This window comes from Halomonas sp. IOP_14, from assembly GCF_021021315.1.
In the GTDB taxonomy this organism is placed as follows: domain Bacteria; phylum Pseudomonadota; class Gammaproteobacteria; order Pseudomonadales; family Halomonadaceae; genus Vreelandella; species Vreelandella titanicae.
Map to the genome: position 1 here is coordinate 1 of NZ_JAINWD010000008.1, position 15,101 is coordinate 15,101.

A 15,101-nucleotide genomic window follows, 5' to 3' on the forward strand; every position below is an offset into this window, starting at 1 on the left:
CCCGGGGAAATAACGGGAGCAGTGCCCAGTCGGGCGAGCTGATGACCCGTTACCACAATGACGTGGTGATAATGCCGAAGGGTCAGACCTTCCGCCCGGTGCCCAACCCCAAGCCGCGGGTCGATGGCCCCCAGGTCGCCTTTGTGGTGGGGCCGGAAGGCGAAGAGATCTACTGCGACGAGCACGGCCGGGTCAAGGTACAGTTCCCCTGGGATCGTTATGCTGATCCTGATGAGACCGCCAGCTGTTGGATACGGGTGGCCCAGGGTTGGGCCGGGGGTGGCTACGGCAGCATGGCGATCCCTCGTATCGGCCATGAGGTCATTGTCTCGTTTTTAGAGGGCGATCCCGATCAACCGCTGGTCACCGGGCGCACCTATCATGCGGTGAATACCCCGCCTTATCCGCTCCCGGCCAACAAGACCCGCACGGTGATCCGTACCCAGAGCCATAAGTCGGAAGGCTTTAACGAACTGCGCTTCGAGGACGCCACCGACCAGGAGCAGATCTGGCTGCATGCCCAAAAAGACCTGGAGCTACTGACGCTTAACGACCGCACCGAGGAGATCCGCCGGGACAGCCACCTTAAGCTGCACCGCAACCGCTTGAGCGAAATCCATAACGACGATCATCTCACCGTACACGGCAAGCGCTACACCCAGATCAAGGGCGATGACCACCTCCAGGTCGATCAGACCCGCCATGAGGTGTACGGTGAAGCCCAACTGGTCGAGACCGGCCGCGAGCTGCACCACAAAGCGGGCAGCCAGATCGTCCTGGAAGCAGGCAGCGAGATCACCCTGAAGGCGGGCGGCAGCTTTATCAAGCTCGACCCCGGCGGGGTGACCATTGTCGGCCCCCAGGTCAAGATCAACTCCGGCGGTAGCCCCGGGCGCGGCCAGGGCCACGCCATTGTACTGCCCCGCTTACCCGGGGAAGCCGAGCCTGAGGAGAGCGAGGACGTCACCCTCGAGCCGCACCAGGCACCGCTGCTGAGCAGTGAGATTGCCGCCGCGACCCCGCTAGCGTTAGACGATATCGACATCACCGATGGCCTGGCCGACGACTGCAGTGCCTGCCAACCCGCGGTGGGTAGCCCGGTGAACCCGCTGCTGGGCGCCAAGCTGCTGCCCGCCGAGACCGATTTTGCGCTACCCGCGCCACGGCCGTTTGTGTTTAGCCGTGGCTATCTCTCCAGCAACGGGCGGATTGGGGTACTCGGTCAGGGCTGGTCGGTACCCGGCGAAAGTCTCGCCCTCACCCTTAACGATGACGCCTGTATTGTCCACGATGCCCAGGGCCGTGCGATTACCTTTGGCGCACTGGCCCCCGGCCAAGCACGCTTCTCGCCCACCGAGCAGCTATGGATACGCCGTGGGGGTGCTTCAGCCGATGAAGAAAGTAACGCGCCTCGCTGGCAAGTGTTGGATGAGGCGCTGCGCCAGGATCCCGAACGTATTGTTCTTAGCGATGCCAGCGGGCTTTACTATGTGTTTGCCCATCCAGCAGACGTGGCGGCAACCTCGGATACGCCTTCAGGTGATAGCTCAAAAGATAACGCTGCTCGCTGGCCCTTAATCGAAGAGCGCGACCGCAACGGCTATGCCACCCAGTACCACTGGGAAGGTGGTCTGCTGGTCACGGTGATCGACAGCGCCCAGCGTCACTATCAATTCGTTTACGACAGCCTGCTTCCTGCCCAGCCCGACGATGCCGGGCAGCGCCTAACCGGCGTTAAGCTGGTGCAAGAGCACGACGGTGAGTCAGCGGACGAGTGGCTGGTACGCTACTCCTATAGCCCCGTCGGGGATTTGATTGCGGTGCGCCACCGCCACGGCGAGGTGGTGCGCGAGTTTGAGTGGCAAGACCATATGCTCACCGCCCACCGGGTACCCGGGGGCATGGAAGCCCACTACACCTGGGATCGCCACGCCCCGGATGGCCGGGTGGTCGGCCAGCAGGAAGCCGGAGGTTTAGCGCGGACGTACAGCTACCAAGTAGATCACACCCTGGTCACCGACAGCCTGGGTCGGGAGGAGCGCTACCACTTTGTGGGCAGTGGCCCCGGCCGCCGCTGGACAGCCCATACCCGCGCCGACGGTTCGCGCATCGAGTTTCGTTACGACCGTGCCGGTCTCAAGGTAGCGACGGTGGATCCGCTGGGCCACGAGACGCTGATCGAACGGGATGAGCATGGGCAAGTGATTGCACAGACCGGCCCGGACGGCACCCGCTGGGCGATTGAGCGCGATCCCCTGGGCCAGCCGGTGAGTATCGAAGGGCCTGAGGATCAAACGTGGCAAATAACGCGCAACGAACAGGGGCTTCCAGTGGAAGTCACCGGGCCGGAAGGCACTATCGCCTTCGCCTACGAACACGATGCTTTGCCTGATCGCCCTACGACAATTACCGATGCAGGCAGGGCCACCCACCAGCGCGAGTGGAACGCCCTGGGCCAGATCACCGCCCAGATCGACTGCTCACAGAAGCGCACCACGTATAGCTATGACTGCCACGGCTACCTGGCCAGCGTCACCAATGCGCTGAACGAGACCACCCGCACCCAGCACGACGAGATGGGTCGACGACTCGCCACGCAACTGCCGGACGGCACCCACTGGCACCACCATGTGGATGCTCTTGGGCGGCAGGTGGAGCTGGAAGGCCCGCAAGGGTTTCGTCAGCAGTTCTTCTTTGATGACCACGGCCGCCCGGTGCAACGCATCGAGGCCGACGGCAGCCAGCAGTTCACCGCCTATGACGACGTGGGCCGCCTCAGCGAGCTGACTCTGGGCAACGGCGCGATGTACCGCTTTACTTACGACGAGATGGATCGCCTCGCCAGCGAGACCGGCCCCGATGGCCGGGAGCAGCAGTATCGCTACGATGACGCCGGGCGCTTGATCGAACGTGTCGAAGCCAACCGCCCTGGCCCCGACGGCCAGCCGCTGGTTACCCGCTACGACTATGACCAAGCCGGTCGCCTCACCGCCCGCCATCTACCCGCGACCGAGCACGCCCCGGCCAGCACGGAGCAGTACCAGTGGGGTACGAATGGCCAGCTACTCAGCGTCACCAACGACCACGGTGAGGTCAGTTTTAACTACGACCACGCCCAACGCTTAATCGGCGAACAGCAGCAACATGCCGATAGCGGCTGGCAGTGGCAGCACCAGCACAGCCTCACGGCTACCGGCGCGCCCCAGGCCAGCCAGTTTGGGGATCTCCCCGCACTAAACTGGCATACCTATGGCAGCGGCCACCTGCACGGCATGAGCGCCCCCGGCCTGGATCTTGAGATCGCCCTGGAACCCGATGCCCTGCACCGGGAAACCCAGCGCCGACTCAGCACCGGTGCCAATGCGCACAATCAACCGCTGGTGCTGGAGCGCGGGTATACGAACCTGGGCCAGCTGGATCACCTCACCCTACGCAGCCCGGACACCACCAGCCAGCAGAGCTACCAATACGACGCCCTGGGCCGTATGAGCTTCCGCAGCCTGCAAGGTGATCCAGCAGAAAAAGTCATCGCCTACAGTTACGACGCTGCCGGGCGCTTGATCGGCAGCCAGCACGGCGACCACGCCCACCGCTATAGCGTGGACGCGGCCGGTAACCGGTTAGAAGGCCAACAGGCCCTTTCTGATAATCGCCTGGGGCAGTTAAACGGTACCCGCTACCGCTACGACGGTGCCGGTAACCTGGTCGAACGCCAACAGCCCAACGGCGAACGCCTAACGCTTGGCTACGACGGCGCCAACCGCTTAGTGCACCTGATCCACGCCAGTGAGCTGGGGGCGACCCGCGAAGTCACCTACCGCTACGACGGCCTGGGAAGACGCATCAGCAAAAACGTGCGCCACCCCAACGGCACCACCGCCACCACCTACTACGGCTGGGACGGTGATCGCATCGTCCGCGAAGAAACGGACAACCAGCGCACTACGGTGGTCTACGAGCCGGGCAGTTTTGTGCCCATGCTGCGTATTGATGATACTGAACAAGGCCAAATACTCAGCGCCTATATCACCGACGCATTGGGTACGCCCATGCAGTTAGTTACCCCCAACGGCCACCCCCGCTGGCTCGCCGAACCGGACGACTGGGCGGCAGTCAAAAACCAACGCGCCGTGCGCAACCTCACCCAGCCGATCCGGTTCCAGGGCCAATGGCACGACGAAGAAAGTGGCCTCTACTACAACCGCCACCGTTATTATGACCCGCAGCAGGGGCGGTATATTAGCCAGGATCCGATTGGTCTTAACGGCGGCACGAATTTGTATGGGTATGTGACGAATCCGACGGGGATGGTGGATCCGTGGGGGTTGAGAGGGAGACTCTCAAGTACGCAACCTTCCCCTAATAGCTCACAGAGGATGCCTGATACTGCTGATAAAGAAACGCATTGGGGTTATTTGGGAGGTTTTTTAGAAGAATTAAAATGTGCAACCTATGGTGACTGTTTACCGGATGACCATATGATGTGCACTAAAGCCACCTATGACAATGACGCAGGGGAAGGGGAAATTGAGTACTTAGATGATAGTTACCCGCAATTGATTCCTTTGGATCAAGAGCCCTATCCACCGGTACCTGATGATATGCCTGAAGGATTAGAATGTACTGAGAGTGTAGTTCGCCCTCATCGCTACACCCTTCATAGATCAAGGGTTAAGTAGGAGAAAATCGTGACAATAACTAAAGTCATACTAATCCCGGCATTAATAGCTTTGCTATTAGGTCTGGCGGCATCATATTTGACGACATCCTCCCAAGCACAGGAGTCATTTAAAGTGCACAAAGCGCAAATTGAAGAAAATGCTAAAAATAAACGTGAGAAAGTATGCAGTGAAATCGAAAAACTTCTTCCTGACAACCCAGCGTTTGCTATTGAATTAATACAAAATGAAATAGATGAGCTAGGCAAAAGAAAAGTTATACGGTGGCAAGAATGATAATCATTAGAATAACAGTAACATCTCTTGTTTTTTTATTGTTTTTTGTTTCATCCTTTGCTCTCTCAGGAAGGTATTTAGACAATATGTTCTATTATGAAACACTCGATAGACTATTAGAGCATGAGGATGATGTGGATAACACATTAATTATTGACCTTCAGAGAGCTCTCAGAGAAATTGACAGACATGAGACGCAAAACTCTAACGATGACGCAAATATCTGTGACATCATAACTAAAGGTTAGGTTTACATGATTAGAAGCTCTCTTTTCAGATCGTTGATAGCTGCCTCATTTCTCAGCACTCTTACTCTGAATTACTTTGGCTGGAAGATGGCTGAACTCATGCCAGATGAGCATATCCGACTACTTGACTGGCAAGGTTATTTTTCAATTATTGATTATGAAAGCTTGAGAAACTTAAATATAATAATTATGATAGTTGAGATCATAGGCATTCTAGGAATGTGTTTTAAGCCACGTTTTTTCCGTAATGTGCTTCTTATTAGCATGATACTATGGGTTATAGAAGGCTTAGTAGGGGGTTATTTCGTAGCAACACCATTGGTAACTGCATTCTCTGAAATCCAAAAAATATTCATATCATTGACACTAGGGTTCGCTTATTTTTCGGATAAGGACTTGTGGCGAAGGATATGAGCAAAAATCTTCAACGCCTTAATTCAACTAATAAGCACAGCATCCAAAGCATCAACGATAGTAAAATCAATCACTTATTTTCATAAAACATTCAAAACATCTGTTGACCGAAAAGAAAAATCTCTCGTGACAACCTTTATCGACAGTGTGGCCTTGATTTTTCGGGACTTATCTTTTAGACAACATCTTAAACACTAAGGAAATTGCATGTTTGCAAAATTCACCCTCGGCTCACTGTATCTTATTAACCAATATCGTAGCGCTATATCAAAAGGCGTCATCTTGCCTTTAATTTTGTATATCTTGCTTCAATTGGTACGCTACGGATCAGCTTATACAGGATTTTCATATGGCAGTGCCAGCTCACTTTTATATATACTTTTCTTTGTTGCTGACATGGCCATTCTGACGATCATCTCAATAAATACAACACGGACAATTTTACTCGACGAACAGCCAGAGCCTTTTAAATTGAAATTCAAAAAGCGCGAAATAAAATATCTTTTGTACAGCATTGGATTCTTGGCTTTATGGATAATACCAAGCATGTTTATCGGAGCTTCTTTAACTCTAATCATGTATAACGTCTTAATGGGCGTTATTCCCTTGACTTTCTTCTTAGTGACTTTATTTTTTACATTAAGGCTCTCGCTTATTTTTGTAGGTGTAGCAATTGACAGAAGCATATCATTGAGAGAATCTTTGAGCATGACTAAAAATTGCCAATGGCCACTATTCTTTTCACTTGCCTTATTAATCGCTCTGCTATTTATTTTTGAATATTGCATTGGACTTTTTTCCAGCTTGATTGGCGGTCAATTCTTTAGCCTGATATCTTTTGCTTTGATAACCCCACTAGTGAACACGTTTATATATGTATTCACTGCGATTATTCTAACCATCTTATATTCCAATGCTTATCAACCAACTGTCAGCCCCCAAGCGGAATCGGCTGGGGATGCCCAATAGCATCGAAGACCTGACAATCCGCTGGCAGCCGAAAACAACGACGATGGCCGGCTAGATCACCTCACGCTGGCAGTGCCAATAGCGCCGCCAGCGTAATGGCCTAAAGCGCCACCAGCACCAGCCCCGCCAACATCACCAGCGTACCGATGGCTTTTGCCCTGGATGCGGGCTCCTTCAGCCATAGCACACCCATTAGCACCCCCACTGGAATGGAGAGCTGGCGCAGCGCCACCACATAACTCACCTCGTCGGTAAGCGCCATGGCGATTAATACCAGGCCATAGGTGCAAGTCATCATCAGCCCGGTAACGACCAGCATGGTCAGCCCCTGCTGGCGGAGTGCAGGCAGGCGGCGGCGCTCTGCCGGTAGCAATGCCAGTAGCGGTACCGACCAGGTTAGTGTCATCAGCGCTTGCAGCACCATAAACACCGCCCCGGCGGTTAACCCGCTGTGCCCTGCCCCCTGCATTAGCCCGAGGGCCTGCTTGTCGATCAGCGAGTAGCCAACGGTGCCTGCTGCCGCTAGTAGCGCAAACCCCATGGCCGGGGTGAGATAGGTGGATACCCTGCGCGCCTGCGGATGGCTAAGCGGCAGGCAGAGTGCGCCTGCCACGACTAGCACCATGCCAAGGCTGTCCCAGCGATCCAGCACCCGACTACCCAACAGCACAATGGATACCAGCGGCACTAACACTACCGGCAATGCCCGGGCAATGGGGTAGAGTACGCTAACGTCCCCTCTCGCGTAGGCCCAGGCTAAGCCGCCCATGTAGAGCATTTGGCATAATCCCGAAAGCGCCAGCCAGCCCCAGAATGCACTTGGTAATGCAGTGAGTGACGGCCCAATCAACACCAGCGGCAGCATCACCGCGCCACCCGCGCCGTAAGCCAGGGTAAAAGAGGCTAACGACGGCGCATTGCGTTTGCCCAACACATTCCATCCGGCGTGCATACATACCGAGACCAGCACTAGAGCAAGCGCGGCTGGGCTCAAGGACGCTCTCCACGGCGAAGGCGGGCATTGATGGCTTCGACAACGCTGGGTAGCTCGGCAATAGTCTCAATGCAATAGTGCGGTGCTGAGGGGGCAAACTGCGCGGCCACCCGCTCGTGGGCGGCGTGGCGCTCGGCATCACTCAACGCTTGATATTGCGCATAGGTTAGCCCCAGCGCATTGCCCGAGCAGGTAAGCGCCACTGTCCACATCCCCGCGCTGCGCCCTTCAAGAATGCCCGGCGTGGTGTCGTCCACTTTAATACACGCTGCCACATCGCTGATGCCTAACGCAATCACATTGGCCAGCGCCTGAGCAGGATACGGACGGCCATTGGGCACCTCATCCGTCGCCACTACGTGATCGACTTGCAGGCCGTTATCCGCAGCCAAAGCGACGACTTTTTCCATCACCACCGCCGGGTAGCCAGAGCAGGAACCGATTTTCAGCCCCTGGGCGCGCAGCGTAGTTAAGGTGTCGAGCGCGCCGGGAATCACCGCCGAGTGGTCGGCAATTTTGGCAATCTGCAGCGGCATAAAGCGCTCATAAAGCGCCGTTACATCGTCATCAGAAGGCGCGTGGCCTACCGCCTGAACAAAGCGTTCGGCGATGTCCGGATGGTTGCAGAGTGTCCGAATATGATCCCACTTACCCATACCCATGGGGCCGCGAGCTTCTTCCAGGCTAATCGCCACGCCCAGCTCAGCAAACGCTTCGACGAAGATCTGGGTAGGCGCAAAGGAGCCAAAGTCGACCAGCGTGCCTGCCCAGTCACAGATAACCGCTTGCAAGCATTGGGGAGATTGATACTGCATTAGGCGCTCCCTGATTGTGGAGATAGGCCTGGAAAAAGGCTAACGCCCATCTCGGCAAGTGTGTTTTGAATGGCGCTTAGCAGTTCCGCGATCACCGTGGTGCCTAGCTGACCAATGCAGCCGATACGAAAACTCTCCACTTCAGTCAACTTGCCGGGATAGATCAAAAACCCGCGCGCCTTTAGCGCCGCGTAGAAAGCGTTAAACTCAAACGCTGGATCGGTTGGGCTTAAGAAGGTAGTGATGATCGGCGATAGCCATTCGTCTTCTAACAGCGTGCTGAAGCCTAGCGCTCGCATGCCTTTTACCAGCGCATCACGATTGCGGGTATAGCGCGCGCAGCGCCCTGGCACACCGCCTTCTTCCCGGTGCTGGGCAAGTGCGGCCTGAAAGGCCACCACGGTGTGAGTGGGCGGCGTAAAGCGCCACTGACCAGTGCGTTCCATATACGACCACTGGTCGTGCAGATCCAGGCTCAGTGAGTGGGCGCGCCCCTTTCCTGCTTCAAGCAGCGCTTTGCGAATAATCACAAAACCAAATCCAGGCACGCCCTCGATGCACTTGTTGGCAGAGGAAACCAGCACATTGATGGGTGTTTTCGCGAGGCTGATGGGTACGCCGCCAAAGGAACTCATCGCATCGACGATGAGCGTTTTACCATGAGCGTTCACCACCTCTGCAATCGCCTCTAACGGGTTCAAAATGCCCGAGCTGGTTTCACAGTGCACTAAAAATACCGCTGTAATATCAGGATATTGCTCCAGCAGCGCCGCCACCTCATTGGGCTGGGGTGGCAGATAGTCGCCTTTATCCAAGGTGATATAGACGCGCCCTATGGTATCCAGCAGTTGGCCGGCTCGCTTGCCGTAAGCACCATTCATCAGCACCAGTACTTTACCGTTGGGATCAGTGGCGCAAGCCAGCGCACTCTCAACAGCAAAGGTGCCGCTGCCCTGCATAGGCACGCAGGCGTACTCGTCGCTTGCTGCCTCGGCCATGGCAAGCAGCTGGGTGCGAATGCCGGCAGTCACTTGGTTAAAGTCGTCATCCCAGGAGCCCCAATCACGCAGCATGGCGGCTTTGGTCGCATGGGAAGTAGTCAGCGGCCCGGGGGTTAGTAAATAGGGGTCTTTTATGTCCTTGCTCACGTTATCGGTCATTTTGGTATATACCAGATTTTTAAAACACTTTAATAGTAAGCACAGCGGCTGTCTAGGTGTCAGCTAGCACGCATGGCGCCAGCGCTGGGCGTTATTTAATAAAACATGGGTGAGTGCGGTGTGGAGCAGCTTCACCACCAGCGAGGTAAGGAAAATCAGCACCGCCATGGCCGCAGCGCTGGCGAAGTAGCCCGCTTCATCCAGGTGCAGCACCGCCACCGAGGCCAGCCGCGTGTCACTGTTATAGAGGAACACAACTGCCGATACCGTGGTCATCGCATTGACGAACAGGTAAACCGATATATCCAGTACCGCGGGCAGCGACACCGGCAGCGTTACCCGGCAGAAGGTTGTCCAAAACGGTACTTTCAGTGAGGCCCCGACGGCTTCAAACTCAGGGTCGAGCTGTTTAAGCGCGGTTACCGAGGTGAGGTGACACACCGTATAAAAGTGCACCAACGTGTTGAGCACCAGAATCATCAAAGTGCCGTACAGCCAGTTAAACGGGTTGCCCGCCTGATTGAAAAAGAAGATATAGGCAAGCCCCAGCACCATGCCAGGCACCGCCATGGGCAGCATGGCCATAAAGTGCAGCCCTTGGCGCAGCGGACGAAAGCCTTCACTCTTTTCGATTAGCCAGGCGTTAAAGAAGATCACTAACGTGCCCACCAAGGCCACGCTAAACGCTAACTTGAGCGAGTTAAACCACGCCCCCCAACCACCATCGGCCATGCCTTGGAAGGTATAATGCTCAAAGGTTATCGATAAGTTGTAGGGCCAGAACTGCACCAGCGACGCATACACCGCTGTGCCGATCACCAGCACAATGGCCCCCGCCACCGCGTAGCACAGCAGTGTAAATATCCAATCCCGCAGCGGGCTGGGGCTAGGCTGCCACGGCACGGCCCGTGCCGAGAGTTGCGCCACTTGGCGCCGCTGTATCCAGCGGTCAACGATAAACGAGAGCACCGCGGGCAGCAGCAGAATCACGCTGACTACCGCGCCCATCTGAAAGTTCTGCTGCCCTACCACTTGGCGGTAGACGTCGGTGGCCAATACGCTGAACTGACCACCGATAATTTTAGGCACGCCGAAGTCAGTAATCGCCAGGGTAAACACCACAAAAAGGCAAGAAATCAGCCCGTAGCGCACACCGGGCAACGTAATAGTCAAAAACGTACGCCACTTAGGGGTTCCCAGCGCTTCGGCCGCTTCGTAGAGCCGCGCATCGCTATTGGTCAGCGCGGTGGTCAGCAGCATTAGCGCATGGGGAAATATCCAAAAGCACATGCCCATGACAATGCCAATTGGCCCATAAATCGAGTGGCCTGCCAGTAAATCGCGCAGAAACCCCTGATTGCCAAACAGATAGACCAAGCTAATCGCGGGCAGTAGCGATGGCGCCAGAATGGGCAGAATCGCCAACATGCGAAACAGCCGCTTGCCCGGCATGCAGGTTCGGGTAATCCCGTAGGCGCATAAAAACGCTAATCCAACCACAACAATGGTGGTCATCAGCGCCACCCGCAATGAGTTGGCAATCGAATTGACCAGCGCCGGGGTTTGAAAGTAGTGGGCAAAGTTGGCCAGGCCGATAAAGTCGCCGGCGCGGTCTTGCAGGCTCTTGATCAGCATAGTCACGAGTGGGAACAGCAGCCCCACCACCAGCAGTGCAACGCCAGCGAGTAACGCCAACAAGCGGATCAGCGACTCTAGCGATGGCTTGGTCGCCGATTTTACAAAGCTCTCGGCCATCATTGCTGGCTACTCCCGGCGGGGTAAAGACGGGCGGCTTCGGTGGGCAGGTGAATGCCTAGAACCTGCCCCTGGTAAAGGTTTAGGTCGGTACTATCGCGACTAGGCACATCGGTAATTAGCGTTTGGTTAGCGTCCGTTAGGCGCAGTGTGACCCGCTGAAAGGGCCCTAAAAATTCGATGCCTATCACCTCACCATTCAGCGCTCCCGCTTGACGGCTAAGTGCCACTGCTTCGGGCCGAATGGCCAGTTGGGCGGCTTGGCCCATTTCCAATGAGTGCGGCAGGCAGGCGCAGGGCGTGGTGCCCAGCAGCGCTTGGTTATCGCCCTGGGCGGTCACTTCCAGGAAGTTCATGCTGCCGATAAACGAGGCCACAAAGGCGCTGGCAGGCTGGTGGTAGATCTCGGCTGGGGTGCCCACTTGCTCGATCACGCCGTGGTTCATCACCACGATGCGGTCGGCCATGGTGAGCGCCTCTTCCTGATCGTGGGTCACCATGATGGTCGTCACCCCTAGGCGCGCCTGCAGGGCTTTAATCTGGCTGCGCAGGTGGCCCCGCACCCGGGCGTCCAACGCCGAAAGCGGCTCGTCCAGCAGCAGCAGGCCAGGCTCGGTGGCCAATGCCCGCGCCAGCGCCACGCGCTGTTGCTGCCCGCCGGAAAGCGCCGCCGGGTACTTGTTTTCGCTGCCCGTCAAGTTCACCAGCGCGAGCAGCTCACCCACCCGTGCTTGGATGCGTGACCGCTCTACCCGCCGGTTGCGCAACCCATAGGCCACGTTGTTGAACACCGTGAGGTTGGGAAACAGCGCATAGGACTGGAACACAATGCCGAAATCCCGCGCCTGGGTGGGCAGCGTGGAGATATCCTTGTCACGCTGAATAAGCGTGCCCGTCGTTTGCTGGGTCAGCCCTGCAATCGTGCGTAACAGGGTGGTTTTGCCGCATCCGGAGGGGCCCAAAAAGCAGACAAATTCGCCCTCGTTTATGGTTAGGGAAATACCATCCAGCGCGGTAAAACTACCAAAACTCTTAGTGACTGCTTCAATGGTTAAATGGGGAGTAGTGGGAGTCATCACCGTTGGTGTGTCGGCCGCCAGCAGCGATGTCATTGTCGTGTGCATAACCTCTCCAAGCCCCGGCAAACCGGCCGGGGCAACTGATCGCGGCTTATTGTTCGGTTTTACCATCGTAGCGACGCTGCCATTCGGCTAGCACGCGTTCACGATTGACGGCAGCCCACTGGAAATCGGCGTCGATCATTCGATCAGTAATATCGGAAGGGTAGTTTTCAATCGGCTGTGCCACACCTGGGTAAGCCACCACCGCATAGCCTTCGTTATACAGTTCGTTGGCTTCACGGGAGATTGCCCAATCCATCAGCGTTTGCGCGGCTTCCTGCTTGTCGGTACCGGCCACAATAGCGGCGGCTTCCATATCCCAGCCCAGCCCTTCTTCAGGGAAGATAACTTCAATAGGCGCACCCTGGGATTTCAAGCGCGCACCGCGGAAGGCAAATGACACACCCACTACAGTTTCACCGGTAGCCGCCAGGCTACAAGGGGCGGAGCCCGAATGGGTGTAACGGGCAATGTTGTTATGTAGGCGATCCATATAATCCCAACCCTGATCCTCTTCCCATAGCTGCAGCCAGCTGGCTACATCCAGGTAGCCGGTACCCGACGAGTTGGGGTTAGGCATGATCACATGGCCTTCAAACTCAGGCTGGGTAAGGTCTTCCCAAGAGGTCGGCATCGGCACGCCCTGGCGCTCGCCCTCAATGGTGTTGTAGCAAATAGCAGCGACCCAGGCGTCCATACCCACCCAAGCTGGGTCTTCACCATCACGATAGGCCACATCGACAAATTTGGGGTCGAGATTCTCAACGCCAGCGGGAGCGTAGCGCTCCAGCATGCCCTCCTCTTCCAACACCAGCAGGCTGGTAGCGGCCAGGCCCCAGATCACGTCAGCCTGGGGATTGTCTTTCTCGGCCAGCAGGCGGGCGGTAATCACGCCGGTGGAGTCGCGCACCCAGTTAATCTCGATATCCGGGTGCGCCGCGCTGAAGCGTTCGGCGTATTTTTGCAGGTCATCTGACTCAACGGCGGTATACACGGTTAATTCAGTGGCCTGGGCGTTTGAAGCAAGTGCAACGGCTGCGGCACCTGCAAGCAAGGTGGAGGGGAATAAACGGCGTGACATCATGATGGTGGGCTCCTGGCTAATTGGTATAGACCAGAAGTCTGCAGGCTTTAAATGACACTGCGATGACGCTTGTTTGACCGTTTTTTTAACTGATGATGACCACGACTAGGTCGTTTCCGCTAGCGCTGACCGGATAGCTCCACACTGATACACAGCGAATCGTGCAGCCAGTGCTCTTCATCAAACTCAATAGGGCGCTGCTGGTCGTCTAAAATGGCACGGTTAATATTTAACCCGGCAGTGCCGGGCGCAACGAATAGCTCTTCGGCATCCATTGGCGAAAGCGCTTCTGAGACCATGCGAATAGAGCGATTGGCCAGGTAGTGCCCCCAGCGCTCGCGCAACAGCCCCCAAAGCGATTGCCCACTATAGATATCTAGCAACTCTGGGGCACGCTCGGGCACCACCCACAGCGACTCCACCAGCACCGCGCGGTCATCCACGTAGCGGCGGCGGCGAATATGCTGAAACGGCTGGTCATCCGGCAGATTCAGTGCCCGCGCGGCAGGCAGATGGGCACGGGTTTCCAGCTTCAATACTGCCGTGCGTGGCTGCCGCCCCTGTGCACGTACATAGTCGTTAAAGCCCGCGTCACGGGTGGGGTCGTAAACTAAACGGGCAGGAGAAATAAACCAGCCGCGCCGGTTGCTGCGGTGGATTAAGCCCTCCATTTCCAACTGTGAAAGCGCTTGGCGCAGGGTCACACGAGTGGTGGCAAAACGCTCGGCCAATGACCGCTCTGCGGGAAGCTTGCCTTCCCACAGGGCAGCATTTTGGTCGATCAAGGTACGAAGCTGTTCGGTTAACTTTAGATAGTAGGCATCAGACATGCGCCGATTTTCCTGGCAGAGCATTAGGTGACGAAGCGCTTGAGGGCGCCCGCCAGTCTAAGCGCCGCCAACCTTCAACGCTAGCCACCTCAGCGAGTACTGGATCGGGATTGACCGCTACAGGGCAATCCACGTACTGCAACAGCGGGAGGTCGTTGCGGGAGTCTGAGTAGAAAGTAGTGTGGCTAGGGGTGAACTGCTGCTCGGCCAACCACTGTTTTAAGCGCAGCACCTTACCGCCACGATAAGAAAAAATACCCTCGCTGCCGCCAGTATAGCGCGCGTCTTCATTGATGCCGTGCTCCACGCTTAGCTCTACCGCCAGCACGTGTTCAATACCCAGAGTGGTCGCTATCGGCTCGACCAGATGCCGTGACGAGGCGGAAATCAGTACCAGGGTATCGCCTGCCTGGCGGTGCGCTTCCAGACAGGCCCAAGCTTGTTCAAAAATACGCGGTTGCAGGTGCGTGGCAACAAAGCGCTCGACTTCTTTTTGCACATCTCTCACTCTGCGCCCTCGCAGCGGTGCTAGGGTCATGGCCAAATACTCTTCAAGCTTTAGCTTCCCCGCGTGATAGGCCTGGTGCATTTTCTCCGCCCGCGCCATAAACGCTTCGGCATCGCTGATCCAGCCTTGCTCTATCATCCATAAATTCCAGCGGTCGCTGCAGTCTCCGTCCAGGAGGGTGTCGTCAAGATCAAACAGGGCCAGGCGCATGGGAGCACTCCTTTCATCGCGGGTTGGCGGCGCGTAGG

At 56.4% G+C, this 15,101-nt stretch carries 11 protein-coding genes and 1 pseudogene; 4 read left to right on the forward strand and 8 right to left on the reverse strand.

Annotated elements, in window-relative coordinates; translation table 11 throughout:
- From K7H09_RS08240 to K7H09_RS08255, 4 genes and pseudogenes are all read left to right on the forward strand, one after another.
- Window positions 1-1,025: pseudogene (locus K7H09_RS08240) on the forward strand (type VI secretion system Vgr family protein); the annotation flags it as partial.
- 75 nt (window positions 1,026-1,100) lie between these two features.
- Entirely contained in the window at window positions 1,101-4,679 is a 3,579-nt protein-coding gene (locus K7H09_RS08245) for an RHS repeat-associated core domain-containing protein (RefSeq protein WP_230804455.1), read from the forward strand.
- 9 nt (window positions 4,680-4,688) lie between these two features.
- Window positions 4,689-4,955, forward strand: coding sequence for a hypothetical protein (locus K7H09_RS08250; RefSeq protein WP_141440540.1), 267 nt, complete (start codon window positions 4,689-4,691; stop codon window positions 4,953-4,955).
- An 869-nt stretch (window positions 4,956-5,824) separates the two neighbouring features.
- Window positions 5,825-6,586: a hypothetical protein gene (locus K7H09_RS08255; RefSeq protein ID WP_141440539.1), complete on the forward strand. Its 762-nt coding sequence runs from the start codon at window positions 5,825-5,827 to the stop codon at window positions 6,584-6,586.
- 100 nt (window positions 6,587-6,686) lie between these two features.
- Here K7H09_RS08255 and K7H09_RS08260 read toward each other — a convergent pair whose 3' ends face one another.
- The 8 genes from K7H09_RS08260 to K7H09_RS08295 all read right to left on the reverse strand — a co-directional run bounded on the left by K7H09_RS08260 (window position 6,687) and on the right by K7H09_RS08295 (window position 15,063).
- On the reverse strand, window positions 6,687-7,580 hold the full coding sequence (locus tag K7H09_RS08260) for an EamA family transporter (protein WP_230804372.1): 894 nt from the start codon (window positions 7,578-7,580) through the stop codon (window positions 6,687-6,689).
- On the reverse strand, window positions 7,577-8,395 hold the full coding sequence (gene phnX / locus K7H09_RS08265; protein ID WP_027957158.1) for a phosphonoacetaldehyde hydrolase: 819 nt from the start codon (window positions 8,393-8,395) through the stop codon (window positions 7,577-7,579). Before phnX ends, K7H09_RS08260 begins: the two co-directional genes overlap by 4 nt.
- Window positions 8,395-9,555, reverse strand: coding sequence for a 2-aminoethylphosphonate--pyruvate transaminase (locus K7H09_RS08270; RefSeq protein ID WP_161462874.1), 1,161 nt, complete (start codon window positions 9,553-9,555; stop codon window positions 8,395-8,397). The genes phnX and K7H09_RS08270 overlap by 1 nt, the downstream gene beginning before the upstream one ends.
- 63 nt (window positions 9,556-9,618) lie before the next feature.
- On the reverse strand, window positions 9,619-11,313 hold the full coding sequence (locus K7H09_RS08275; RefSeq protein WP_161462875.1) for a putative 2-aminoethylphosphonate ABC transporter permease subunit: 1,695 nt from the start codon (window positions 11,311-11,313) through the stop codon (window positions 9,619-9,621).
- Complete coding sequence (locus K7H09_RS08280; RefSeq protein WP_161462876.1) at window positions 11,310-12,434, reverse strand: putative 2-aminoethylphosphonate ABC transporter ATP-binding protein; 1,125 nt, start codon at window positions 12,432-12,434, stop codon at window positions 11,310-11,312. Before K7H09_RS08280 ends, K7H09_RS08275 begins: the two co-directional genes overlap by 4 nt.
- Window positions 12,435-12,480: 46 nt before the next feature.
- Window positions 12,481-13,515, reverse strand: coding sequence for a putative 2-aminoethylphosphonate ABC transporter substrate-binding protein (locus tag K7H09_RS08285; protein WP_230804374.1), 1,035 nt, complete (start codon window positions 13,513-13,515; stop codon window positions 12,481-12,483).
- A 119-nt stretch (window positions 13,516-13,634) separates the two neighbouring features.
- A complete protein-coding gene (locus K7H09_RS08290) occupies window positions 13,635-14,345 on the reverse strand; it encodes a UTRA domain-containing protein (protein ID WP_022521551.1) in 711 nt (236 codons plus the stop codon).
- Window positions 14,338-15,063, reverse strand: coding sequence for an HAD family hydrolase (locus tag K7H09_RS08295; RefSeq protein ID WP_022521550.1), 726 nt, complete (start codon window positions 15,061-15,063; stop codon window positions 14,338-14,340). Before K7H09_RS08295 ends, K7H09_RS08290 begins: the two co-directional genes overlap by 8 nt.
- Window positions 15,064-15,101: the final 38 nt, after the last annotated feature.